At 45.7% G+C, this 26,036-nt stretch carries 23 protein-coding genes; 16 read left to right on the top strand and 7 right to left on the bottom strand.

What is annotated here, in order from left to right; translation table 11 throughout:
* Nucleotides 1-63: 63 nt before the first annotated feature.
* From serS to rprY, 6 genes are all read left to right on the top strand, one after another.
* Entirely contained in the window at nucleotides 64-1,383 is a 1,320-nt protein-coding gene (gene serS / locus HPS57_RS02750; RefSeq protein WP_172179983.1) for a serine--tRNA ligase, read from the top strand.
* Between the two features lie 94 nt (nucleotides 1,384-1,477).
* The gene (locus HPS57_RS02745; RefSeq protein ID WP_172179981.1) at nucleotides 1,478-3,016 is read left to right on the top strand and encodes a carbon starvation CstA family protein; all 1,539 of its coding nucleotides are present in this window, start codon (nucleotides 1,478-1,480) and stop codon (nucleotides 3,014-3,016) included.
* A gap of 47 nt (nucleotides 3,017-3,063) precedes the next feature.
* A complete protein-coding gene (locus tag HPS57_RS02740) occupies nucleotides 3,064-3,549 on the top strand; it encodes an outer membrane protein (RefSeq protein ID WP_172179979.1) in 486 nt (161 codons plus the stop codon).
* A gap of 56 nt (nucleotides 3,550-3,605) precedes the next feature.
* Complete coding sequence (locus HPS57_RS02735) at nucleotides 3,606-5,273, top strand: dipeptidase (protein WP_172179977.1); 1,668 nt, start codon at nucleotides 3,606-3,608, stop codon at nucleotides 5,271-5,273.
* A 194-nt stretch (nucleotides 5,274-5,467) separates the two neighbouring features.
* Nucleotides 5,468-6,961 carry a sensor histidine kinase gene (locus HPS57_RS02730; RefSeq protein ID WP_172179975.1) on the top strand — a complete coding sequence of 498 codons (1,494 nt, stop codon included), beginning with the start codon at nucleotides 5,468-5,470 and terminating at the stop codon, nucleotides 6,959-6,961.
* A gap of 136 nt (nucleotides 6,962-7,097) precedes the next feature.
* The gene (rprY, locus tag HPS57_RS02725) at nucleotides 7,098-7,796 is read left to right on the top strand and encodes a response regulator transcription factor RprY (protein WP_135939927.1); all 699 of its coding nucleotides are present in this window, start codon (nucleotides 7,098-7,100) and stop codon (nucleotides 7,794-7,796) included.
* Nucleotides 7,797-8,506: 710 nt separating this feature from the next.
* Here the strand turns inward: rprY and HPS57_RS02720 are convergent.
* Nucleotides 8,507-9,223 carry an HAD family hydrolase gene (locus HPS57_RS02720; protein ID WP_172179973.1) on the bottom strand — a complete coding sequence of 239 codons (717 nt, stop codon included), beginning with the start codon at nucleotides 9,221-9,223 and terminating at the stop codon, nucleotides 8,507-8,509.
* 299 nt (nucleotides 9,224-9,522) lie between these two features.
* Here HPS57_RS02720 and HPS57_RS02715 point away from each other — a divergent pair, with 299 nt between their 5' ends.
* On the top strand, nucleotides 9,523-10,986 hold the full coding sequence (locus HPS57_RS02715) for a DUF1846 domain-containing protein (RefSeq protein ID WP_172179971.1): 1,464 nt from the start codon (nucleotides 9,523-9,525) through the stop codon (nucleotides 10,984-10,986).
* 112 nt (nucleotides 10,987-11,098) lie between these two features.
* Here the strand turns inward: HPS57_RS02715 and HPS57_RS02710 are convergent, their stop codons facing one another.
* From HPS57_RS02710 to HPS57_RS02695, 4 genes are read right to left on the bottom strand one after another with little or no spacing between them, the layout of a single operon-like run.
* Nucleotides 11,099-11,668: a DUF4738 domain-containing protein gene (locus tag HPS57_RS02710; protein ID WP_172179969.1), complete on the bottom strand. Its 570-nt coding sequence runs from the start codon at nucleotides 11,666-11,668 to the stop codon at nucleotides 11,099-11,101.
* Nucleotides 11,669-11,722: 54 nt separating this feature from the next.
* The gene (locus HPS57_RS02705; protein WP_172179967.1) at nucleotides 11,723-12,112 is read right to left on the bottom strand and encodes a hypothetical protein; all 390 of its coding nucleotides are present in this window, start codon (nucleotides 12,110-12,112) and stop codon (nucleotides 11,723-11,725) included.
* On the bottom strand, nucleotides 12,112-12,582 hold the full coding sequence (gene ribH, locus HPS57_RS02700; RefSeq protein WP_135939932.1) for a 6,7-dimethyl-8-ribityllumazine synthase: 471 nt from the start codon (nucleotides 12,580-12,582) through the stop codon (nucleotides 12,112-12,114). The genes HPS57_RS02705 and ribH overlap by 1 nt, the downstream gene beginning before the upstream one ends.
* Before the next feature lie 3 nt (nucleotides 12,583-12,585).
* A complete protein-coding gene (locus HPS57_RS02695; protein ID WP_172179965.1) occupies nucleotides 12,586-13,275 on the bottom strand; it encodes a tetratricopeptide repeat protein in 690 nt (229 codons plus the stop codon).
* A gap of 194 nt (nucleotides 13,276-13,469) precedes the next feature.
* Here HPS57_RS02695 and recF point away from each other — a divergent pair, with 194 nt between their 5' ends.
* From recF to glmM, 6 genes are all read left to right on the top strand, one after another.
* Entirely contained in the window at nucleotides 13,470-14,564 is a 1,095-nt protein-coding gene (gene recF, locus HPS57_RS02690) for a DNA replication/repair protein RecF (protein ID WP_172179963.1), read from the top strand.
* A 47-nt stretch (nucleotides 14,565-14,611) separates the two neighbouring features.
* The gene (locus tag HPS57_RS02685; RefSeq protein WP_172179961.1) at nucleotides 14,612-14,902 is read left to right on the top strand and encodes a DciA family protein; all 291 of its coding nucleotides are present in this window, start codon (nucleotides 14,612-14,614) and stop codon (nucleotides 14,900-14,902) included.
* Nucleotides 14,903-14,969: 67 nt separating this feature from the next.
* Nucleotides 14,970-15,893 (top strand): sugar phosphate nucleotidyltransferase, encoded by a 924-nt coding sequence (locus tag HPS57_RS02680; protein WP_172179959.1) that lies wholly within the window; start codon nucleotides 14,970-14,972, stop codon nucleotides 15,891-15,893.
* A 21-nt stretch (nucleotides 15,894-15,914) separates the two neighbouring features.
* Nucleotides 15,915-16,997, top strand: a complete 1,083-nt coding sequence (locus HPS57_RS02675) for a DHH family phosphoesterase (RefSeq protein ID WP_253946445.1) — start codon at nucleotides 15,915-15,917, stop codon at nucleotides 16,995-16,997.
* A 79-nt stretch (nucleotides 16,998-17,076) separates the two neighbouring features.
* Nucleotides 17,077-17,769 carry a BamK family beta-barrel-assembly machinery protein gene (gene bamK / locus HPS57_RS02670; RefSeq protein WP_135939937.1) on the top strand — a complete coding sequence of 231 codons (693 nt, stop codon included), beginning with the start codon at nucleotides 17,077-17,079 and terminating at the stop codon, nucleotides 17,767-17,769.
* A 3-nt stretch (nucleotides 17,770-17,772) separates the two neighbouring features.
* The gene (gene glmM, locus HPS57_RS02665; RefSeq protein WP_172179957.1) at nucleotides 17,773-19,212 is read left to right on the top strand and encodes a phosphoglucosamine mutase; all 1,440 of its coding nucleotides are present in this window, start codon (nucleotides 17,773-17,775) and stop codon (nucleotides 19,210-19,212) included.
* A gap of 313 nt (nucleotides 19,213-19,525) precedes the next feature.
* Here glmM and pepT read toward each other — a convergent pair whose 3' ends face one another.
* Both pepT and trmD read right to left on the bottom strand, forming a co-directional pair.
* Entirely contained in the window at nucleotides 19,526-20,752 is a 1,227-nt protein-coding gene (gene pepT / locus HPS57_RS02660; RefSeq protein WP_172179955.1) for a peptidase T, read from the bottom strand.
* A 109-nt stretch (nucleotides 20,753-20,861) separates the two neighbouring features.
* Nucleotides 20,862-21,536 (bottom strand): tRNA (guanosine(37)-N1)-methyltransferase TrmD, encoded by a 675-nt coding sequence (trmD, locus tag HPS57_RS02655; protein WP_135939940.1) that lies wholly within the window; start codon nucleotides 21,534-21,536, stop codon nucleotides 20,862-20,864.
* Between the two features lie 122 nt (nucleotides 21,537-21,658).
* Between trmD and HPS57_RS02650 the strand changes: the two genes are divergently transcribed.
* From HPS57_RS02650 to fucI, 3 genes are all read left to right on the top strand, one after another.
* Nucleotides 21,659-22,600: a dihydrodipicolinate synthase family protein gene (locus tag HPS57_RS02650; RefSeq protein ID WP_135939941.1), complete on the top strand. Its 942-nt coding sequence runs from the start codon at nucleotides 21,659-21,661 to the stop codon at nucleotides 22,598-22,600.
* 34 nt (nucleotides 22,601-22,634) lie between these two features.
* On the top strand, nucleotides 22,635-24,152 hold the full coding sequence (locus HPS57_RS02645) for a sodium:solute symporter family protein (RefSeq protein ID WP_135939942.1): 1,518 nt from the start codon (nucleotides 22,635-22,637) through the stop codon (nucleotides 24,150-24,152).
* A gap of 62 nt (nucleotides 24,153-24,214) precedes the next feature.
* Nucleotides 24,215-26,035, top strand: a complete 1,821-nt coding sequence (fucI, locus tag HPS57_RS02640) for an L-fucose isomerase (protein ID WP_135939943.1) — start codon at nucleotides 24,215-24,217, stop codon at nucleotides 26,033-26,035.
* Nucleotide 26,036 lies beyond the last annotated feature (1 nt).

Below are 26,036 nucleotides of genomic sequence, written 5' to 3'. Positions count from 1 at the left end.
GCATATCAGGATTAGATAATATGGTACATATAAATAAGGTGTGAAAGATTAACATAAAATACAATGCTTACATTAAAACAAATAACAGAGGAGTATGACCGCGTGGTCAGCGGTCTTGAGAAAAAGAACTTCAAAGGTGCCAAAGAGGCTGTCGATAAGGCTATAAACATAGACAAAGCGCGCCGTGATGCACAGACTCAGCTTGATGCTGCATTAGCGGAAAGCAAGAAATTTGCTGCGGAAATTGGCAAGATGATGAAGCAGGGAATGAAGGAGGAAGCTGAAAAGGCAAAGGCTGAGGTTGCAAAGCTGAAGGCTGTTGCCGCTGAGCTTGAACAGAAAAAGGCTGCCGCACAGGACGAATTGAACGCTCATCTGTGCACAATTCCTAACGTTCCTTATGACGAAGTTCCGGAAGGAACATGTGCAGAGGACAACTGGGTTGTGAAGTCCAATCTCAAAGAGTGCGTCATCGGACAGGACAAAGTAGGCAATTGGGACTGCAATCCTGTGAAGGATGAAGCAAAGCTTCCTCACTGGGATCTCGCAAAGAAGTATAATCTCATAGACTTTGACCTTGGTGTTAAGATTACCGGTGCGGGCTTCCCTGTGTATATAGGAAAGGGAGCGCGTCTGCAGCGTGCGCTCATCAACTTCTTCCTTGCCGAAGCCGGAAAGGCCGGATATACAGAGATTATGCCTCCGACAGTTGTCAATCAGGCTTCAGGATATGGCACAGGACAGCTTCCTGACAAGGAAGGACAGATGTACCACTGCAATCTTGATGACCTCTATCTTATCCCTACAGCGGAGGTTCCTGTGACAAACATCTACCGTGATGTCATCCTTGACGAGAAGGATTTGCCTATAAAGAACTGCGCATACACACAGTGTTTCCGCCGTGAGGCCGGCTCTTATGGCAAGGAGGTGCGTGGTCTGAACCGTCTGCATGAGTTTTCCAAGATAGAGATTGTGCGCATCGATACTCCACAGCATTCAAAGGAGAGCCACAAGGAAATGCTTGAGCATGTCGAGGGACTGCTTAAGAAGCTCGAACTCCCATACCGCATACTGCGTCTGTGTGGTGGTGACGCTTCTTTCACATCAGCCATCTGCTATGACTTTGAGGTTTATTCCGAGGCACAGCACCGTTGGCTGGAGGTGTCTTCCGTATCTAATTTCGACACATATCAGGCAAACCGTCTGAAGTGCCGCTATCGCAATGCGGAGACAAAGAAGACCGAGTTGTGCCATACACTTAATGGTTCGGCACTCGCTCTTCCACGTATTGTTGCCGCCATATTGGAGAACAACCAGACAGAGAACGGCATAAAGATTCCTGCTGCACTTGTTCCTTATATGGGTTGTGACATGATTGACTAACAAACAGATAATAGACAGCCGCCCCGAGTTATGGGGCGGCACTCTTTCTTGCCATAGCTGAGGCTTGGGAAGAAAGGGACATGGAACAGTTTTTATGCTAACATTCATTCTCAGTTTATTGCTTCTTGTCATCGGCTACTGTGTCTACGGACGTTTTGTAGAGAAGACATTCGGTCCGGATGACCGTCCGACACCTGCTGTTACAAAAGCCGATGGTGTTGATTACATTGTGTTGCCGGGATGGAAGATATTCATGATTCAGTTCCTGAACATTGCCGGTACAGGTCCTATTTTCGGAGCGATAATGGGAATATGGTATGGTCCTGCCGCCTATCTGTGGATTGTTTTCGGCTGTATTTTTGCCGGTGCAATGCACGATTATCTGTCAGGCATGATGTCAATGCGCAATGGCGGATGCAGTCTCCCTGAGATAATAGGGCTTTATCTTGGACAAAAAGCAAAGCGTGTGATGCTTGTTTTCTCTGTCCTGCTTCTGATTATGGTAGGTGCGGTGTTCGTTCTCAGTCCGGCTTCACTGCTTGCCACTCTTTGTAGAGATGTGTATGACGGTGCATTTGATAATCTTCTGCTGTGGATAGTTGTGATATTCACATACTATGTCATTGCCACAATGATGCCGGTGGATAAGATTATAGGCAAGATTTATCCAATCTTTGCCATTGCATTGATATTCATGGCTATAGGACTGATGATTATGCTGTTTGTACATTTTCCGGCATTGCCTGAAATATGGGACGGTCTTGGCAACATGGGTGTTGAAAGACTTGGCATAAAAGACCCGGATCCATTGTTCCCGGCTCTGTTCATCACTATTGCCTGTGGTGCCATAAGCGGTTTCCATGCCACACAGACACCACTCATGGCACGGTGTGTGAAGTCTGAGAAGATGTGCCGTCCGATATTCTATGGTGCAATGATTACCGAGGGAATCATCGCTTTGGTATGGGCAACGGTGGCAAGCTATTTCTTCTATGCTGACGGATGGCGTGATGTTCTTGCTGCTACAGCTCTGGAACAGATAGCCGTTGTTGAACGCCAGTTGCAGGAAGGATCAAACATTACTCAGATATTCGGCAATGCGGCAGAGGTGGTAATGATAATGTGCAATAGCTGGCTGGGTGCGGCAGGCGGCATCCTTGCTGTCCTTGGTGTGGTTGCAGCGCCGATAACAAGTGGTGATACGGCACTCCGTTCTGCACGATTGATTATCGCGGAGTTTCTCCGTATGGACCAGAAACCTGTGATGAAGCGTCTGTATATATGCATTCCGATGTTCATTCTTACCATAGCCCTTCTTGTATGGCAGATGGAGAACAAGGACGGATTCAACATTATATGGAAATATTTCGGTTGGGCAAACCAGACATTGTCAGTGTTCACACTATGGGCCATTACCGTGTATCTAACGATGAAAGGAAAGAACTGCCTTATAAGTCTTGTTCCGGCGGTGTTCATGACAGTAGTATGCACGACATTCCTGTTCATCTCCAAACAGGCAATAGGGCTGAATGCTGAAGCATCATATCTTATAGGCGGGCTTGCGGGACTTTTTTCTCTTGTCGCTTTCCTGCGTTGGAGGAACAAGAACGTTACATCTTGTAATAATGACTGACATGTTTTATTCAGGAAGTTATAAGTATTCATTATAAACTTAAAGTTATGAAAAAAATCTGTATGGTGCTTGTAGCACTGGCAATGGCACTCACAGCAAGTGCACAGTTTGAAGAAGGAAAATTCTATACCAACGCTTCATTGGATGGTCTTGGTGTGAGTTACAATGGTGCAAGTGGCTTGAAATTCGGTGTCTCGGCACAAGCAGGTTACTTCATTGTTGACAACTGGATGGTTCTTGCTAAAGCGGGACTCTCCACACAGACAAAGGAGTCGTCCGACAATACCGTCCTTTCCTTAGGCGTTGGGGCAAGATACTATATTATCCAGAACGGGTTGTATTTGGGTCTGAACGCACAATATAAGCATGCACACAACTATAATGACCTTGTTCCCGAAATCGAGATTGGTTATGCTTTCTTTGTGAACAAAAATGTCACAATCGAACCCGCGATTTACTATGACCAATCATTCAAAGACCATGGCAAATTCTCTACAATAGGAGCACGTGTAGGTCTGGGATTCTATTTCTAAACAATACATACAGGCATAGGGAAATATAGGTTTTTCTATGCCTTTAATTTTCTATAATGATGAAAAAATACATAATCTTATTGACACTATTGACAGTGTCCTCTGTCTCTTCATTCTCGTGTACTAATCTTATCGTTGGCAAGAAAGCCTCCAAGGACGGTTCTGTGCTATGCAGCTATTCTGCAGATTCCTATGGAATGTTCATCGGACTCTGCCATTATCCTGCCGGCAAGCATAAGCCTGGAGAGATGAGGAAGATATACGACTGGGACACAAACAAGTACTGGGGTGAGATACCTGAAGCTCCGGAGACATACAATGTAATAGGAAACATCAACGAATGGCAGGTGACCATTGCCGAGACAACTTATGGAGGACGTGAGGAAATGTGCGACTCTACCGGTCTGATTGACTACGGTTCCCTTATATACATAGGTCTTCAGCGTTCCAAGACAGCACGCGAGGCGATAAAGGTCATGACCTCTCTTGTTGAGAAATATGGCTTCAATTCAGAGGGTGAGACATTTACAATATGTGACCCTAATGAGGCTTGGATTATGGAAATGCAAGGCAAGGGACCGGGTTCCAAGGGTGTTGTATGGGTTGCCCAGCGCATTCCTGACGATGCTATCTGTGCACATGCCAACCAGAGCCGTATCCGTCGGTTCGACATGAAGGACAAAAAGAATGTTATGTATTCAAAAGATGTCGTGAAATTCGCACGCGAGAAGGGATGGTTCTCAGGTAAAGACAGTGAGTTCTCATGGGCAGACGCCTATGCTCCGGCTGATTTCGGCGGTCGCAGATATTGTGATGCACGTGTCTGGTCCTTCTTCAACCGTTGGGCAGAAGGTGGTTTCGACGAATATCTTCCTTGGGCTCTCGGCAAGGATAAGGATGCAACCCCCATGCCGTTATGGATAAAGGCGAAGCAGAAACTTGGCGTTGAAGACCTTGAAGCGTCAATGCGCGACCATTACGAAAGCACACCACTGCGTCTTGACTGCGACAATGACCCGGGACAGGGATTGTATGCAGCTCCTTACCGTCCTACACCTTTGTCTTTCAAGGTTGATGGTGTGGAGTATTTTAATGAGCGTCCGATTTCCACACAGCAGTCTGGTTTCACCTTTATTGCACAGATGCGATCCTGGCTTCCGCGCCAGATTGGCGGCATTTTGTGGTTCGGCAATGACGATGCGAATATGGTTGCGTTCACTCCCTGCTATTGCTCCATGACGGTACAGCCTGAATGTTACAACACTCCGGGTGCCGATGCACTGCATTTCTCTATGGACAATGCCTATTGGGTATGCAACTGGGTGAGCAATATGGTTTATCCTCGCTACTCCATGATGTTCCCTTCTCTCAAAGAACTGCGTGACCGTCTTGATAATAAATATTTCTCCCAGCAGAAAGCTATAGAGGATGAAGCACAGAGAATCCTTGCAGAGAAAGGCGAGCAGGCATGTGAAAAGTATCTTAATGATTACAGTGTGCGTGAAGCGCAAGACATGTTGCGCCAATGGCGTGAACTTGCCGTATACCTTATTGTCAAATACAATGACATGGCAGTAAAGCCGGAAAAGGACGGAAAGTTTGAGCTTACTCCTCATGGTATCGGAGCCACGGTGAAGCGTCCCGGCTATACCGAGTCTGTACGCAAGGCTATTGCAAAGCAGACAGGTGAAAGGTATATCGTCCCAAAGGACACAGAGAAGTAATATGTGTGATAATAATGAACATATTAATTAAAACGTATTTTCTATAATTCCAAAATAAGAACTATAAACAGTACTTGTTGTTAATAATTTCAAACGAGCGACAAATAATTTAACTTGTCTGTTGCTCGTTTGTTTTTTTATTCATATCTTTGCAGACGTAAATAAAACATACATCTAAATGTGAAAGAAAACCGATGAAGAAAAAAACGATATGGATTATAGCCGTGATAATGGGCATCTCGTTTCTCGGACTCATCTATGTACAGGTGATGTATATGAAGGAGATGGTCAAGATGAAGAAGGAGCAATTCGACGAGTCTGTCAACCGCGCCCTCTATCAGGCATCTCGTAATCTTGAATTCAATGAGACTCTGCGTTATCTGGAAAAGGACATCAATGAGATAGAGCGCAAGGCACGCCGTGACTCGCTTTCCTCTGTCAAGCCGTTCTCTTCATTTGAGTTGAGCACAGTGACGACAAAGCCTTCACAGATGCCTAAGGCGATGATTCTTCGCAACGACAAAGGCACAATATCACAGGCGTCCAAGGCGATGCAGGAGATGATTCGCAACCGCTATGTATATCAGAAGGCATTGCTTGACGAGGTTGTTTACTCACTCCTCTACAGTGCTTCAGACAAACCATTGCGCGAGCGTATCAATTTCAAGTTGCTTGACCAGGATCTGAAAGCTGAATTGATGAACAATGGCATAAACATACTGTATCATTTCAGTGTTACAACGCAGGACGGGCGTGAAGTCTACCGTTGTTCTGACTATACGGATGATGGTGAGGAAAACAGTTACTCGCAGATTCTGTTCCGTAACGACCCACAACAGAAGATGGGTGTCGTGCATATCCATTTCCCTAATATGGGCAGCTATATCTTCTCAAGTGTGAGATTCATGATACCCGCATTGGCATTCTCCTGCATACTGCTCGTCACGTTCATATTCACAATCTTTATTGTGTTCCGTCAAAAGAAACTCACAGAAATAAAGAATGATTTCATCAACAATATGACCCATGAGCTGAAAACGCCTATATCAAGCATCTCCCTTGCAGCGCAAATGCTTGGAGACGAGGCTGTAACGAAATCGCCACAGATGATGTCTCATCTTGGAAGGGTGGTGCAGGATGAATCAAAACGTCTGCGTTTCCTTGTTGAGAAAGTGCTTCAAATGTCAATGTTTGACCGCCAGAAAGCCATTTTCAAGCCAAAGGAACTTGACCTTAACGAGATGGTCGAAAACGCAGCACAGTCATTCCAACTGCGTGTCGAGCATACAGGAGGCAAGATTTACACAGAGATTGAGGCAATAGATTCAGCACTGCTTGTCGACGAAATACATTTCACAAACGCCATCTTCAACCTGATGGACAATGCGGTGAAGTATTCCAAGCCTGACCAGCCACTTTACATCTATCTTCGCACATGGAATGATGCGAGCCATCTTTACCTCTCAATCCGTGACACAGGTCTGGGAATGAAGAAAGAGGTGCTTAGGAAAATCTGGGACAAGTTCTACCGCGCCCACACCGGCAACCGCCATGATGTCAAAGGATTCGGTCTCGGACTGGCGTATGTGAAGAAGATAGTGGAGCTCCATAACGGCAAAATAAGCGTTGAGTCTGTGCTTGGCGAAGGGACAACGTTTGTCATACAGCTCCCGATTATAGATGAATAACCAATAGTATGATTCCCAATGGCATGTGTCATACATACCCTTCGGTCAAAGAGTCTGCAAACATAGAGCAGACGGATAAACAACAAATATAAGAAAATAATTAATCAGAGATTGTTTAACATAAAACTTAATCATTATGGACGAGAACATTAAAATTATGCTGTGCGAGGACGATGAGAACCTCGGTATGCTGCTTCGTGAGTATCTTCAGGCAAAGGGATTCACTACAGAACTGTATCCTGACGGAGAGGCTGGCTACCGCGCTTTCACAAAGCAGAAGTTTGACATCTGCATCCTCGATGTGATGATGCCTAAGAAAGACGGATTCACTCTTGCCCAGGAAATCCGCCAGTCAAATGTCGATGTGCCTATCATCTTCTTGACTGCAAAACAGTTGAAGGAAGACATCATTGAGGGCTTCAAGATCGGTGCTGACGACTACATCCCGAAACCATTCTCAATGGAAGAGCTTGTGCTCCGTGTCGAGGCTATCCTCCGCCGTGTACGTGGCAAGAAGAACAAAGACACTTCTGTCTACAAACTCGGAAACTTTACCTTCGACACCCAGAAGCAGCTTCTGCAGATAGGGGAGAAGCAGACAAAGCTTACCACAAAGGAGAACGAACTGCTTGCATTGCTTTGCAGCCATGCTAACGAGATTCTTCAGCGTGACTTTGCCTTGAAGACAATCTGGATTGACGACAACTATTTCAATGCACGCTCAATGGATGTCTACATCACCAAGCTCCGCAAGCACTTGAAGGATGATCCACAGATAGAAATCATCAATATCCATGGAAAAGGCTACAAACTTATAATCCCTTCAGAGGACTAAGTTTCCCTTTTCAAGTATTGAAAGAATAAGACAATGCTTTCCCACGTCAGTTGATAAGGGGAAGCATTGTTTTTTATTGGCTGTCCGGTAGAACTTTCCTCCATACTGATTTTGACAATCGGCATGGAGGATGGCATCAGCGATTTTTGCCAGTTCTTATTTCTCAATGGCAAAAGAAAAAAATTAGAAAACCTAAGGCGTATTTGCCCTCTGAGAATCGCGTGTAGATTCTTTTTGAACTGGAGGACCGGAAAAACGCATGAATTTATATTTCTGTTACTATGTTGTAAATCAATGTGTTATTGTCTTTGTTGTACTTGAGTAAACAAAAAATACTGCATTTCGTTACCTTTCATGATATAAATGGTAACGTTTTACACAGCAAAGTGTCAGCTTTTGCTATGTAAAACGTTGTCTTTAACAATGTAAAGTGTTGTTTGTTGCACTGTGAAATGCAGTTCTTGGCATTGCGAAGCATGGCTTTTTGCCAGGAGAAGCAATGTTTTTCCGATTATGATAAATAGAATATTGGAAAACTCATGCAATTTCTTTGTGCGAAAATATACTGTTTTTCGGGTAAAACAACATGTGATCCGCAGTGATTTCCAGGCAACAGTGGTTGCTCGCGCACCTATCGTATTAGTGGTAGAGCACAGTGACAACATGCAGAATAAAAGCCACATGCTAATGTCCATGACCGGTCTTTATGCTTATTCCAGCCGTTGGAGTATCGCATCAATATGTTCATCCAGAGTGTTTGCGTCAATGTGCAGTGTTTGCAGTCCTGCTGCCTTTCCTGCTTCAATGTTGGCGGTGAAATCATCGATGTATAGGGCTTCGGCGGGATTGATGCCGGAGTCCTCGATGAGATGCCTGAAGATGCGTGGGTCAGGCTTTGCCATACCTAACTGGTAGGAACAGTACATGCGGTCGAAGCATTCCTCTGCAGGCATGCCAAGCCCTGCACAAATTTCCTTAAAAGCCTCCCAATGGAGGTCGCCGATGTTGCTGAGCAGGAACACTTGCAGTGACTGGGAGCCATGGTTGTTTTCGTCGCAGGTCTGTGTGTGGTTGTCTTGTGTGGAGGATGGCAGCTGCCGTTTCCTCAGTTCTTTCAGGAAGGCAAGTCTGTTGACGGGAACCTCGATGAGGTCGTTATAGGCATGGAGTAGCTGCTCGTAGCTTGTGCCGGGATTGCATTGTTGTTGCACGGCATGCAGGAATTCTTTGCCTGTCATCTCGCCTTTGTCCATTTTGTGGATGTAGTCAAGGAGGGGGATTTCGCTTGGAATACCGTTCAGCGGTCCGTCATTAGTGAGCATTTCCTTTGGTAAAGGAAGCCCCATTTCGGCAAATTTCATGAATGATTCTTTTGTTTTCAGGTTGGCAATGACACCACCAAGGTCAAAAATAACAACTTTAATCATAGTATATTTGTTTTTGAAAGTATTGAATTCTTGTTTTTCAGAAATGTTTTGCAGGTATATGGCAGGTTTTTCTGCAATGTAGCCATATCACTGCAAATTTACATAAAATTCCTGAACTACAGCCATGTGTGGATGAAAAACTTAAAAGAATATTCCGGATTTCCCGTTTGCTGTTAGACTCTACGGTATTGGCTTTGAAATGAAAAATATTTAAAAAGCCATACAAAGGTTTGGCTTTTTCATCAATAATTCTTAACTTTGTATCCCGTATTTATTGAAATTAGTTTTAGGATAAAGATATGAAATACGGATTTGACAACGACAAGTACATTACAAAACAGAGTGAGCATATCAAGGAAAGGATTGCTCAGTTTGGCAACAAGCTCTATCTTGAGTTAGGCGGAAAACTTTTTGACGACCACCATGCATCACGCGTCCTGCCGGGATTCCAGCCGGACTCCAAACTGCGCATGTTGCAGCAGTTGAGCGGTGCGGCGGAGATAGTCATCGTCATATCAGCGGAAGATATTGTAAAGAACAAGGTGCGTGCAGACCTCGGCATAACCTATGATGAGGATGTGCTCCGCTTGCGTGCTGAATTCCAGAACCGTGGCTTTGTTGTTGGTTCTGTGGTCATTACCCACTACAACGGTCAGCGTGCTGCTGACGACTACCGCAACCGCCTGAAGAGGATTGGGGTCACATCGTATGTGCACCACCTCATTGACGGTTACCCTCACAATGTGGATCTTATAGCATCGGATGAGGGGTTCGGCAAGAATGATTATGTTGAGACATCACGTCCTCTTGTGATAGTTACAGCTCCCGGACCGGGCTCCGGTAAAATGGCGGTATGCCTTTCTCAGCTGTACAATGAGCATAAGCGCGGCATCACCGCCGGCTATGCCAAGTTTGAGACTTTCCCGGTTTGGAATCTTCCTTTGAAGCATCCGGTGAACATAGCCTATGAGGCAGCGACGGCAGACTTGAATGATGTCAACATGATTGACCCGTTCCATCTTGAGGCTTATGGAAAGACGGCTATCAATTATAACCGCGACATTGAGATCTTCCCTGTCCTTAATGCTCTTTTTGAGGGCATTTATGGCGAGAATCCGTACAAGTCGCCTACGGACATGGGTGTGAACATGGTGGGCTACTGCATCAGTGACAATGATGTCTGCTGTGAGGCTTCAAAGCAGGAGATTATCCGCCGTTACTATGCTGCCCTCAACCTTATGGCTGAAGGCAAGGAGGTTACTGGTGAGGTACAGAAGATTGCTTTGCTGTTCAAGCAGGCAGGGATAAACTCTGCCTACCGTGCGACTACCGTTGCGGCTAAGGAGAAGGCGGAGCAGACCGGACACACATCGTCTGCAATAGAGTTGGAGGACGGTACAATAATCACTGCCAAGTCTTCGGAACTGCTTGGATGTTCTGCAGCCCTGCTGCTGAATTCAATGAAATATCTTGCAGGAATGGAGAAAGAGGTGAAGCTTATCCCACAGGATTTGATAGAGCCTATACAGCATACAAAGATGAATTACCTGAAAGGGCGCAATCCGCGTCTGCACACTGACGAGGTTCTTGTAGTGCTTTCTGCCCTTACGGCGCGTGACGAGCGTTGCCGTTTGGCGCTTGAGCAACTGCCGAAGCTGGAGGGGGCTCAGGTGCATACCACTGTGATGTTGTCTGAGGTTGACCGTAAGATTTTCAAGAAGCTTGGTGTTGATGTCACTTGTGACCCTGTGAGGAAGAAATGACAGCATGATGCTTTCGCTATACTAATAAAATTCCGGCTGACAGTCCTTAAAGATGACTGTCAGCCGGAATTGTTTTGTTATGGTTGAATTTCAATCTTGTTGTCTGGAAATGTCATACTCCCTCTTCGTCTTCGCTGCCGATTTCGGCATTGTGGTCAATCTGTGTGTCCAAGGCTATTGACATGTTTCCTGTTCTGCCGATTTTCATGACAAGAGGGATAAAGGTGTCGCTTTGCACATCAGGATAGCCTACACTTACTGCAAAGACAAGGTTGCTGTCTTCCACTTTGTCCAATACGATGCCCAATAGCACTCCGTTTTTTGTGATATTGCTGTTGCCGGCATAGGGGATAAAGTCTTGCTTCGTGAATTTTTTGTTGAAGGCTTTTGTACCATCAGCACGCAGGACTTTCACGTCTATGGCATTGTCATAATATTCTTGTCCGTTCTCATCTTTTATAAGTGGGAGGCTTTTGTCAGCAGTTCTTATTACAGAGACGGAATAGTCTTTGCCAAGCCATTTCACATTGCGCTCCTGTCGAACATCTTTCATCTGTTGTGTGCCTTTCTTTGTTTCCACTTTTGGGGCAGGCACGATGATGTCATGCTTTTCCTGCTTCTCATTGCAAGAGGCAAAGGTGAGAATGGAAGCCAGGGATAGTATAATATGTGTTTTTAGCATAGTGGTGTTTTTGTTTTTCGGTTTTTGTTTATTAAGGCTGCCAATAAGCGGACATTACCTTAGCATTTCCAACAGTTCTTCGTTCAGTTCCGTGAAGCGGCGTGGCTTGAAACCTATGAGAAGTATGCACAGGAAAGCGTTGCATGCTATCTCGAAAAAAGAGATTTCAACATCATCGTCAATGATGACCTCTTTGCCGATAATCACGTTCCACTGCGCTTCAAAGCAACGGTCTTCGGCTCCTACGAAGCAATCGTCACTGTCCTGTGCTTCTATCAGCTGGTATGTTATCTTCTTTTTTGAAGTCACAGGCTGTTGAGCCAACAAAAAATCGTAAGCCTCCTGTATCTCAGGACGCTTACGATTCAAATCAGGCATCATTTCACATAGTTCTGTGAAAATCTCGCTGAATGTGTATTTTTCTAATATTTCTTTTAATATCATCAGAATTTAGCCATTTTAATTGCTGCTACGGCACATTCTTCGCCTTTGTTGCCAAGTGCGCCGCCTGCTCTTTCCTTTGCGTCTTCCATGGTTTCTGTGGCAAGGATGCCGAAGATTACAGGTACTGCACTTGTTGCGTTCAGTTGTGCAAAGCCTGCTGTGACGCTGTTTACTACGCAGTCAAAGGAATGGGTTTTGCCTTTCACCACACATCCTAATGCTATGACAGCGTCATATCCGTCATTCAGTGTCATCTGGTGTGCGCCGTAGACAAGTTCCATTGTTCCCGGCACACGTTTCACATGGATATTCTCGGGAAGGGCATCAAATCCTTCAAGCGTTGTTACTGTTCCCTCAAGAAGGGCGTTGGTGATTTCCGGATTACGCTCAGAAACCACAATGCCGAAACACATGTTTTCGGCATTAGGTACTTTGGATTTGTCGTAATCGGAGAAATTTCGTGTAGCCATGTCTTACTCTGCGCAACGTTCGATGTACTTGTCTATCTCGCGATATACGGCAGAGTTGATATAGTTGGCTTTGATGTCCTTGTAGATGGCAAGGGCGTCAGCCTTCTTGCCTTGGCTCTCAAGAAGCTCACCTGCCTGGAGGAGGAACTGTGGAGAGAGAGACTGGTTGCGTCCTGTCTCAGACTCGGAGTCTGCCATCTTTGCGGCTTTCTTCAGTGCAGAGATTGCATCGTCGATCTTGTTGAGCTTTGCATAAACATTGCCAAGTGCGCCGACTGCTGCAGGAGAGACCATTGCATCATCTGATGTCGAGTAATCGCTGAGGTATTTTTCTGCCTCCTGAGCCTTGCCGAGGTTGGCATAGCAAAGTCCTGCATAGAGATTTGCAAGGTTGCCAGCGTCAGTGCAGCTGTACTGGTCAGCGATTTTCAGGAAACCAAGGTTGTTTCCTTCACCATTCAGGGCTTTCTCGTACTGCTCCTGAGCGAAAAGGTCTTGAGCCTTAGCCATGGCAGTGCTTGCCTCATCTTGGCGTGGCTGGAAGTAGAAAGTGTTCATAAGTATTGCGCCTGCGACAACCACGATAAGTGCCACAAAACTGATGCCAATTACTTTCTTGTACTTTACTACGAATGCTTCTGTTTTTGTTAGAGACTCTGTAGGCTGAGCCTGCTGTTCGGTTTTCTTTTCCATATTGTTTGTTTTTTTTATTTTCTTGTCTTGTAGTTGTGAAAGTTGGAAATCGCGTTTTTCTGTTTGTATCTTGTGGGAATATACCACAATTCGGACGCAAAATTAGTGAAATTATCTCACATAATGAAATTTAATGCTACTTTTTTTGTTTTTTACCATGAAAAATGTTAACTTTGCGTCAAATTTGTTTGAGAATGAGACTTAAGAAGCTGGCAATTATCAATTATAAGAATATTAAGGAGGCAACACTTGAATTGTCCCCTAATATTAATTGTCTGATTGGCAGCAACGGCATGGGGAAGACAAACATCTTGGATGCCGTGTATTATTTGTCATTCTGCAAGAGCCATTCGTCAGTTGCCGATTCACAGATTATTCGTCACGATGAGGAATTTTTCATGCTTGACGGCATTTATGAGGATGACAAAGGCAACGAGGAGCAGGTTTATTGTGGCATGAAGCGTGGAACACGCAAGCATTTCAAGCGCAATAAAAAAGAGTACAAACGCCTTTCGCAGCATATCGGGCTAATACCTCTTATTATAGTGTCTCCGGGTGACACGGTGATGATAGACGGAGGCAGTGAGTACAGAAGGCGGTTCATGGATGTCGTTATAGCGCAGTGCCAACCTGAATATATGGATGCTTTGACACGCTATGGCACAGCATTGCAGCAGCGTAATGCGCTGTTGAAAATGGAGGACGAGCCGGATGCTGCGCTTTTGGGACTTTGGGAAGAAGAGATGGCGCGAGAGGGAGAACGCATTTACACATTCAGAAATGATTTTATAGAACGGCTGACACCGCTATTCCAGCAGATATATTGTCGTACGTCGGGAAATCATGAGACTGTCGGACTGAAATATGTCTCCCATTGCCAGCGCGGACCGTTGTTGGACGTAATCAGGCGTGACAGGCATAAAGACCGTGCCGTAGGATACTCTTTGCATGGAGTTCATAGGGATGACCTTGAAATGACGATAGACGGCTATCCGCTGCGCCGTGAGGGAAGCCAAGGACAGGCAAAGACTTTCGTGATAGCGATGAAACTGGCACAGTTCGATTTCCTCCGTAAAACAGCAAGCAACACAACCCCATTGCTCCTGCTTGATGACATCTTTGACAAACTTGACACTTCCCGTGTGGAGCAGATAGTCAAACTTGTGGCAGGAAACCAGTTCGGGCAGATCTTCATCACCGATACAAACCGCGACCATTTGGATGAAATCTTGCGCCATACCACACTTGACCACAAGATATTCCATGTCACGGAAGGGAAAGTGTCATGACAATAGTGTTAGCAAACGATATACAATATTTAAATAAGCATACTTGCATGTTCCGAAAAAAAGAGAAAGTCGTCAGTGACATCGTTCTGGAAATACTACGTGCACAAGGGCTTGAAACCCCTCTGCTGCAACGTCGCCTTATGAATTCATGGGATGAGGTTGCGGGAACGGTTGTAGCAAGGTATACCGGAGAGAAATTCATAAAGAACCAGACATTAATGGTGAAAATTACGAATCCGGCAATGCGGGCAGAACTCGGTATGATGCGCACACAGCTCAAGGACAGGCTTAATGCACAAGTTGGTGCGCAAGTCATTGCTGAAGTCAGATTCTTTTAGAAAGGCATAATCTCCGAACAAATAGACAAGTTGACAAATAGACAATAACTCAAAAACAAATACAATTATGAAACCTACATTATTCCTACTTGCTGCCGGCATGGGCAGCCGTTACGGTGGTTTGAAACAGTTAGATGGTGTCGGCCCTAATGGCGAGACTATCATGGATTACAGTATCTACGATGCCATAGAAGCCGGATTCGGAAAGATTGTATGGGTAATCCGCAAGGACTTTGAGGAGCAGTTCCGCACACAGATACTTTCAAAATACGAAGGAAAGGTGAAGTGCGAACTTTGTTTCCAATCCATCGATGCTTTGCCTGAGGGATTCACTTGCCCTGAAGGACGTCAGAAGCCATGGGGCACTAACCATGCTGTCCTTATGGGTAAGGATGTCATCAAAGAACCTTTCTGTGTAATCAACTGCGATGATTTCTATAACCGTGACGCATTCAAGGTTATAGGGAAGTTCCTTGCAGAACTTCCTGAGGGGACAAAGGGGCAATACGCTATGGTTGGTTTCCGTGTCGGAAACACTCTTTCTGAAAATGGAACAGTATCACGTGGCATCTGCTCAAAAGACGAAAACGGCAACCTTACAACATGTGTCGAGCGTACCAAAATCGGAAAACTGGACAATGGCGAAGTGGCATTCCGTGCTGACAACAAAGAAGACGGCGAATGGATAACAATAGATGAAAACACTCCGGTTTCTATGAATATGTGGGGATTCACTCCTGACTATTTCGAATATTCTGAAGAGTATTTCAAGGAATTCCTCTCTGACCCTGCCAACATCGATAACCTGAAGTCTGAGTTCTTCATTCCTTTGATGGTGAACAAACTCATCAATGAAGGTACAGCGACATGCAAGGTTCTTGACACCACTTCAAAATGGTTTGGAGTGACATACGCTGAGGATCGTCCTGACACAGTGGCAAGAATCGCGTCACTTGTTGCTGATGGCACATACCCAAACAAACTGTTCTAAGAAACAAATATATTTTGAATTTTGAAACAGACATCACCATTAAGCAAACTGACAACTGAATATGTTTCTGAGCTCCGCAAACTTATATACGGAGCTCAGAATATTGTTATAACCTGCCACCACAACCCTGATGGTGACGCCATTGGCTCTTCGCTTGCCCTTGCAAGGTATATTTCAAAGCTGGGTAAGGAAGTTTCCGTAATAATTCCTGACGCATATCCGGATTTCCTGCAATGGCTTCCCGGCACACAGGAAATCATTCGCTTTAACAAGCATCAGGAAAAAGCAGAGATGATGCTGAAGATTTGCGATATAATCTTCTACCTTGACTACAATACTGTAGAAAGGACAGGCGAGATGATGTCAAAAGCAATCTCTTCGTCCGGCGCACAGAAAATAATGATAGACCATCATCTTTCACCGAACATAAACACCGCATGGACATGGTCTGCTCCGGAAATGTGCTCCACATCCCAAATGGTTTTCCATGTTATAGAAGCATTGGAAAAGGATAAGGAGGACGGATTGTGGCAAACTTTTGATTATGTGGATAGTAAATGCTGCATAGACAAACAGATTGCCACGTGCGTTTATTGCGGAATGATGACAGACACCGGTGCGTTTACATACAACAGTGCTGACCCGGAGGTGTATAATGTCATAGCCAGACTCCTTTCGTATGGCATAAACAAAGACAAAATCTACCGCAATGTATTTTGGACTTTCTCTGTGAATCGAATGCGTCTGTGGGGGCATATACTGCAGAAATTCGTGGTTTCTGATGACGGTCACAGTGCGTATTTCACATTATCACGTGCAGAACTGAAGAAATTCAATTTCGTTAAAGGTGACGCGGAAGGTCTTGTCAATATGCCATTGCAGATTCGTGGCATGAAACTTTCCATATCATTGCGGGAAGATACGGAAAAGGACAACCTTATATGGGTCAGCCTGCGGTCGGTGGATGATTTCCCATGCAACAAGATGTCTGAACAATTCTTTAACGGGGGAGGGCATCTGAACGCTGCCGGTGGCAGGTTGTTTTGCTCTCTTGAGGAGGCAGAAAAAGTTGTCAGACACGCCATTGCTGAATTTAAATACTAATAATTCATAATAACTAAATGTTTATTCGCAAATTATTGCTACTTTTGCAGAATAAACATTTAATTAATAGAATCATTCAATGAGAAAACTACTCTACAATCTCTGTTTCGCAGTTGCTGTCTTTGCGTTGTTCAGCTGTAATGACACCGAGACCTACGCTGATATGAAGAAGAAGGAAAATGCAGCTATTTCCGAATTCCTTGCAAGAAACACATCAGTGTCACAATCTGTTTTCAACAAGCCAATTAGTGTGATTTCCGAGACTGATTTCACAAATAACGGCGAGAAAACTGACACTGCGAAGAATGAGTTTGTGCTGTTTGAGTCCACAGGCATCTATATGCAGATTGTGCGTAAAGGTCCTGGTGAAAAAGTGAAGAATGGTGAGACAACAGTGCTTTTGTGCCGTTTCAATGAGTATAACATCCTGACAGACACCCTTCAGCTGACGAATACGGACAGCCGTTATTCCGTCAGTCTCATACCGGAAGAACTTAGTGTGACAAATTCTTACGGTTCTTTCACCGGCTCTTTCACAAGTCTTTATGCAACAGCCATGACATCTGCTTATGGTACTGCTGCGCCAAGCGGCTGGCTTGTGCCGTTGCGCTACATTAATGTCGGCAGGCAAACCTCTGAGGACGAAGAGATTGCAAAGGTGCGCATCATAGTTCCTTCCACACAGGGGCACCAGTATGCGTCGGCAAGTGTCTATCCTTGCTATTATGAAATAACTTACCAAAGAAAAGATTCCAAAGAAGATAAAGAATAAATTATGTCACTGATAAAATCAATTTCCGGTATCCGTGGAACAATCGGCGGTCCGGCAGGGGATACTCTTAATCCTCTTGACATCGTGAAGTTCACCTCGGCTTATGCCACACTCATACGCAAATCCACACAGGAAGAGGAGAGGTATACGCCTACAAACAGGATTGTTGTCGGAAGAGACGCGCGCATTTCCGGTGAGATGGTGAAGAATGTTGTGTGCGGAACCCTTATGGGAATGGGATTCGATGTTATAAACATCGGACTTGCATCAACACCAACAACGGAACTTGCTGTGACAATGGCACATGCAGACGGTGGCATCATCATCACAGCATCCCACAATCCCCGCCATTGGAACGCCTTGAAACTGCTTAACCGTCATGGCGAATTCCTCAACGCCACAGAAGGTAATGAGGTTCTTTCCATAGCGGAAGCAGAGGCCTTTGACTACGCTGATGTTGACAATCTTGGACAATACACAGAAGAAAATTTTGATGAACGCCATATACAGAGCGTGCTTGACCTGAAACTTGTTGACGTTGAAGCTGTCAAGAAGGCAAAATTCAATGTTTGTGTCGACTCAATCAACTCTGTGGGTGGTATCATACTGCCGAAACTTCTTGAACGCCTTGGGGTAGGCTACACTTTCCTCAATAAGGAGGCTGACGGCGATTTCCGGCATAATCCGGAACCATTGGAGAAAAACCTCACCGGCATTATGGACGAAATGAAAACAGGAAAGTATGACTTGGGTATAGTTGTTGACCCGGATGTCGATCGTCTTGCATTTATCTGTGAGGACGGAAAAATGTTCGGTGAAGAATATACTCTTGTCTCTGTCGCTGACTACATCCTTTCCGAAATGGAGAAAAACGCAAAAGAGGAAGGCACATCGTTGCCGGCACTCAATACCGTTTCCAACCTTTCTTCCACACGTGCGCTGCGTGATGTGACAGAGGCACACGGAGGCACATACACAGCTGCGGCAGTAGGTGAGGTCAATGTGACTACAAAGATGAAGGAAGTCGGTGCAGTGATAGGAGGTGAAGGCAACGGCGGTGTAATCTATCCGGACAGCCATTATGGCAGAGACGCGTTGACAGGAATAGGACTTTTCCTTTCTTCATTGGCGCATAAAGGCATTTCAGCAAGCGCATTGCGTGCCACATTCCCTGAATATTTCATAGCTAAGAACCGTATCGACCTTACTCCTGACACTGATGTCGATGCCATCTTGGTGCAGGTGAAGGAGAAATATGCCAAGGAAAAGGATGTGCAAGTCAATGATATTGACGGTGTTAAGCTCGATTTTCCTGACAAATGGGTGCATCTCCGCAAGTCAAACACTGAGCCGATAATCCGCGTTTACTCTGAAGCCCATTCCATGGACGAGGCGGACAAGCTTGGCAAGAGTATCATGGACATTGTGTATGCTATGGTGTAACTGACTGAAAGTTTGCTTTTTACATACAAGGTATTTATAAGACACAAGGCTGTCCGGCAATTTTGCCGGACAGCCTTGTGTCTTATAAATTATATCGGTGGCAGGTAAAATCAAACGTAACCTCTCGTTGTGAAACATTCGTGCAGATAGGTCTCAAAAGGTGAGGCGTTGGCATGTGTTGCAAAAGGTAACACTTGGCAAGGCGAAATGTTACCTTTCACTATACAAAAGGTAACCCTTTGCCGAACAAAAGGTTACCTTTCGTGAATGCTTTTTTACGGAGTTCGTAGCCCTGCTATTATGGACATTAGGATTAGTCGTTATATTCCGCTGTTATCTCACATATCTTGATGATAGTGTTCATTGCCTTTTCCATTACCTGGCAGGAAACAAACTCGTAAGGACCATGGAAGTTCACGCCACCTGCGAATATGTTAGGGCATGGCAATCCTTTGAAAGACAGCTGTGCACCGTCAGTGCCGCCGCGGATAGGTTCCACGCGTGGCGGAACGTCACATTCCTGCATGGCGTGGAGCACAATGTCGATGACATGCATCTGAGGGTCGATCTTCTCCTTCATGTTGTAGTACTGGTCGTTGACATCGACAGTGACAGTCCCTTCGCCATATTTCTCGTTCAGCTGATCTCCAACTTTCTTGATGAAAATCTTGCGGTCCTCAAATTTCTGCCGGTCATGGTCGCGGATGATATATGAAAGTTTTGCACATTCAATGCCGCTGTCAATGTGCAGGAGATGATAGAAGCCTTCGTACCCCTCTGTTGTCTCAGGGCGTTCGTCAGCAGGCATCATGTTTGCAAATTCCATTGCTATGATGTTGGCATTGAGCATCTTGCCCTTTGCATATCCGGGGTGCACGCTGACACCTTTTATTGTCACCTTTGCTCCGGCAGCATTGAAATTCTCGTACTCAAGGTCGCCAAGGTCCCCGCCGTCAATGGTGTATGCCCACTCGCATCCGAATTTCTCAACGTCAAAATGGTGTGCACCCATACCAATCTCTTCGTCAGGGTTGAAGGCGACACGAATCCTGCCATGCTTCACTTCCGGATGCTCTTTGAGCCATACCATTGCCTGAATGATTTCGGCAATGCCCGCCTTGTCATCAGCACCAAGCAGTGTTGTGCCGTCTGTCACAATGAGGTCTTCGCCCTTATGCTGCAGCAGCTCCGGGAATTTGGCAGGGGAGGAGACTATGCCTTCAGAAAGCACGATGTCCCCACCGTCATAGTTCTCCACTATGCGTGCCTTGATGTTAGCACCTGAACAGTCAGGAGAAGTGTCGTAGTGGGCGATGAAACCGATAGTCGGCACCTCCTTCTTGATGTTTGATGGCAGGGTTGCGTAGACATAACCCATTTCGTCCATCTCGACATCATCAAGGCCTTCATTTTCGAGTTCCTCTTTAAGATAACGTGCAAATGCCATCTGCTTTTCCGGCGTGCTTGGCACAGTCTGCGACTCTTCTGACGACTGAGTGTCAAATTTGGTATAGTTAATAAAGCGTTCTATTAGGTTCATTTGATATAGGTTTTATGTTTTGATTTTAGTGAATTGTTTCTTTAAGGATAATACTTAATGTCTTGACAATATGCACTTTGCCTTTTTGTCATGAAATTGATGTGGAGGATTATTTCAAAAGGTCAGGGCGTAGGGCTTTTGTTCTTGCTATAGCCTGCTCCATTTCCCATTCCTTGATTTTCGCCTCATGCCCCGACAGTAGGATGTCCGGCACTCGCCAGCCTTTGTATTCGGCAGGGCGTGTGTAGATAGGGGCGGACAGCAGGTCATCCTGAAAACAGTCAGAGAAGGCAGACTGTTCATCCCCGATTACGCCGGGGATGAGTCTGACGATAGCGTCAGCCATGACGGCGGCAGGCAGTTCTCCGCCTGTCAGCACGAAATCGCCTATACTGATTTCGCGTGTGATGAGGTGGTCACGCACTCGCTGGTCTATTCCCTTGTAATGTCCTGCAAGGATGATGATGTTCTCCTTCATTGACAAATCGTTGGCGACATGCTGGTTGAACTGTTCTCCGTCAGGCGATGTGAATATGATTTCGTCATAGTCGCGCTCAGCCTTCAGGGCGGAGATGCAGCGGTCGATAGGCTCTATCTGCATTACCATGCCCGCGAATCCGCCATACGGATAGTCGTCAACACGCTTCCATTTATCAAGTGTATAGTCACGAAGGTTGTGGACATGTATCTCCACAAGCCCTTTTTTCTGTGCTCTTGCCAAGATGCTTTCGTTCATGAACGGTTCAAGCATTTGCGGCAATACTGTTATAATATCTATTCTCATTTCTCTGCAAAAGTACAAAAGTTTTTTGAATTAACACAAATTTAGCGTGGATTATGCGTTTTTCTTTGAAAAAATTATTAATTTTGCAATCAAACTATAACAATAACTAACTTATTTGAATTATGATAGATTTGATGAAAACACCGCTAAGCGGTATTGTACCACCCCTTGTGACACCCCTTGTTGATAACGAGACCGTCGATGTCCCAAGTCTTGAACGCCTGATAGAGCATCTCATTGCAGGAGGTGTCCATGGTCTTTTTGTCCTTGGCACGACAGGTGAGGAGCAGTCATTGTCGTTCAGTGTCCGCGAACAGATGATTCGTGAGTCATGCCGTATAAACAACGGTCGTCTGCCGATACTTGTATGTATCACAGAAACGTCAATCGTTGAGGCTGTCAACCTTGCCAACATAGCAAAGGAATGCGGAGCAGACGGTCTTGTCTCTGCCCCTCCGTATTATTTTGCGACAGGACAACCTGAGCTGGCTCAGTTCTATGAAGAGCTTGTGCCACAGCTTCCTCTTCCTGTGTTCCTGTACAACATGCCATCCCATGTGAAGGTTAATTTCGCTCCGGAGACAGTTGCCCGTCTGGCAAAGATGAAGCAGGTTGTCGGTCTGAAGGACTCTTCCGCCAATGGTGTTTATTTCCAGAGTGTCATGTATGAGGCACGCAAGGTCAATCCGGACTTCATGATGTTCTGCGGTCCTGAGGAGATGACAGGCGAATGTGTGATGATGGGTGCTAACGGTGGCGTCAACGGTGGTGCCAACATGTTCCCTGAACTGTATGTTGCAATGTACAATGCAGCAAAGGAAAAGGATGTGGAGAAACTTGTGGAGCTGCAGAGTATCATTATGCAGATAAGCCGCACCATATATACTATTGGCCGTCATGGTTCAAGCTATCTGAAGGGATTGAAGTGCGCTTGCCAGCAGCTTGGCGTGATTGATGACGACTTTGTGGCTTCTCCTTTCTACAAGTTTGACAAACCGGAGCGTGACAAGGTTACGATAGCCCTTGCAAAACTGAATATGGAGCATGGCAAACTGAAACTATAAAAACACATACACAACTAACCTTACAATCTTTGCTATGCACATAATCGATGTTTTAGTTTTCCTTGTATTTACAGGCGGTATAGTCCTGATGGGCAGCTTGTTTTACAGCAAGGACACCAGTGCCAAGGAATTTACAAACGCAGGAAGGAGTATTCCCGGATGGGTTGTGGGAATGAGTATTTTCTCCACATTCGTTTCAAGTATCTCGTATCTTGGAAATCCGGGAAAGGCCTATGCTTCGGACTGGAACCCGTTTGTCTTTGGAATAAGCATACCCATAGCCTGCTGGATAGCGGCAAAATGGTTTGTGCCTTTTTACAGGAACCATGACAGTGTGTCGGCCTACGCTTTTCTTGAAGAGCGTTTCGGTCCATGGGCAAGAATCTATGCTTCGGCATGTTATTTGCTGACACAGGTAGCGCGTATGGGTTCCATACTCTTCCTGCTGGCAATGCCTATGAACATTCTGATGGGATGGGATTTGCGTACCGTAATTATCATAACCTCCATTGCAATCATCTTCTATTCGATGCTTGGCGGTATGAAGGCTGTGATATGGACGGAGGCGATTCAGGGCTTTATATTAATAGGTGGTGCATTGGTATGCCTTGGCGTGCTGATGTTCTCCATGCCGGAAGGGCCGATGCAGGCTATTCAGATAGGGTGGGACACACTTGATGAAGCAGGAAGGAACAAGTTCTCTTTGGGCTCATTCTCCTTGACTGACCTTTCACACTCAACTTTCTGGGTGTGCCTGATTTATGGCGTGTTCATCAATCTCCAGAACTATGGCATAGACCAGAACTATGTTCAGCGTTACCATACGGCAAAGACAGAGCGTGAGGCAAAGAACGCTGCACTTTTCGGTGGTTGGCTTTATATTCCTGTGTCAGCATTGTTCTTTCTGATAGGCACCTGCTTGTTCAGTTACTATAAAGTGTTCCCGGATGCACAAGTTGCTGCTTTCGAGGCGGCAGGCAAGACGGACTATGTCTTTCCTTATTTCATGGTTCACTCATTGCCGACAGGTCTGACAGGTCTGCTCATTGCCAGTGTGTTCGCTGCCGGCATGTCAACGGTTGCAACCTCGGTGACATCATGTTCGACAATCCTTCTGACGGATTATTGGATGCGTATGCGCAAGCACGTTCACCGTAAGGGACATGACCATAGCCGGGGTATTGGTGACAAGGAGCATCTTATGGTTCTGAAGCTCGGTTCAGTCCTTATCGGAGTCCTTGGAATATGTGTTGCCCTTGCTTTGGTGAATGTGGACAGTATCCTTGATGCATGGTGGAAATTGTCATCAATCTTCTCCGGCGGAATGCTTGGACTGTTCCTGCTTGGCTATCTTTCGACAAAGGTCAAGAACATTCATGCTGTCATTGGTGTGCTCTGTGGCTTTGCTGTCATAGCATGGATTTCGGCATGGAACTGGATAGGGCTTCCTAATCCCGGATTGCATGAGTACCTTGCCATTGTGCTTGGCACGATGACAATATTCATCGTAGGTTTCGCCCTTGTGCTGTTCATTCCTGTAAAGAAGAAATGACAAAACATTGTTATTGAGACAAATTAAATTATAAAGCAAAACAAATACAAATTATTATATTTATGGCTAACTATCCTAAAATTGGAATCCGCCCGACCATTGATGCTCGTCAGGGTGGCATTCGTGAAAGTCTTGAAGAAAAGACAATGGCACTTGCTAATGCAGTGGCAAAACTTATAAGTGAGAATCTTAAGAACGGTGATGGCTCGCCGGTGGAGTGTGTCATTTCTGACACAACTATCGGGCGTGTCGCAGAGGCTGCAGCTTGTCAGGAGAAGTTTGAGCGTGAGAATGTCGGCTCAACAATCACTGTGACATCATGCTGGTGCTATGGCTCTGAGACAATGGACATGGATCCTACACACCCAAAGGCTGTCTGGGGCTTTAACGGAACAGAGCGTCCGGGAGCTGTATATCTCGCTGCCGTACTTGCTGCACATGCACAGAAGGGGCTTCCTGCTTATGGAATCTATGGGCATGATGTCCAGGATTTGTCTGACAATACTATTCCTGCTGATGTGGCAGAGAAGATTCTGCGTTTTGCACGTGCAGCACAGGCTGTGGCAACAATGCGTGGAAAATCTTACCTGAGCCTTGGCAACACATGCATGGGTATTGCCGGTTCAATCGTTGATGCAGATTTCCTCCAGAATTATTTTGGCATGCGCACTGAGTATGTGTCACTTGTAGAGATACTGCGTCGTGTGGACTACGGAATTTATGACCATGAAGAGTTTGAGAAAGCCATGCAGTGGGTTGAGAAATTCTGCAAGACCAATGAGGGACATGACTATAATGAGGACCGTGCTCTCTTCCCGGGCACACCGATGACAACTTTCAATGGAAAGGGAAAAGGCAAGAACCGTGAGGAAAAGGATGCTGACTGGGAGTTTACCGTAAAGTGCATGATGATTATCCGCGACCTTATGTGCGGCTCTGCCAAACTGAAGGAAATGGGATATTTGGAAGAGGCTCTTGGTCATAATGCTATTGCTGCAGGTGTGCAGGGACAGCGCCAGTGGACAGACTACAAGCCGAACTTCGACTTCCCGGAGTCAATGCTCTGCACAAGTTTCGACTGGAACGGTCCGCGTGAGTCAAAGATTCTTGCAACGGAGAATGATTTCCTGAACGGTATGTCAATGCTTTTCGGACATCTCCTTACAAACAAGGGAGCAATGTTCTCTGACATCCGTACATATTGGAGCCCGGAAGCAGTAGAGCGTGTGAGCGGAAAGCGTCCTGAGGGTGCTGCAGCTGATGGCTTTATTCATCTTATTAACTCCGGTGCTACAACTCTTGACGCAACAGGTGCGATGACAGATGCGGAGGGTAATCCTACAATGAAGCCACATTGGGAGATTACGGAGCAGGATATGGAGAACTGTCTGAACGCTACAAGTTGGATGCCTGCTGACCGTGACTATTTCCGTGGCGGCGGTTATTCTTCACATTTCCTTACCAAGGGTGGCATGCCAATGACCATGCTCCGCGTAAACATCGTGGCAGGTCTCGGTCCTGTCCTTCAGCTTGCAGAGGGATGGACAGTGGAACTTGACAAGGATGTCAATGACATGCTTGACAAGCGTACTGACCCGACATGGCCGACAACATGGTTCGCGCCACGCCTTGACCCTTCAAAGGATGCTTTCAAGGATGTATATTCAGTCATGAACAACTGGGGAGCAAATCATGGTGCCATTGTTTATGGTCATGTCGGTGCTGACCTTATCACACTCTGTTCAATGCTTCGCATCCCTGTATGTATGCACAATATTGCTGATAAGGACATTTTCCGTCCGGCTTGTTGGAATGCTTTCGGCATGGATAAGGAAGGTGCGGACTACCGTGCATGTGAGAACTTCGGTCCTCTGTATAAGTAAA

It is taken from the genome of Palleniella intestinalis (assembly GCF_013166595.1).
Taxonomy (GTDB): Bacteria; Bacteroidota; Bacteroidia; order Bacteroidales; family Bacteroidaceae; genus Prevotella; species Prevotella intestinalis.
The sequence above is the reverse complement of the archived record's forward strand: the minus strand, read 5'-3'. Positions and strand labels throughout refer to the sequence as shown.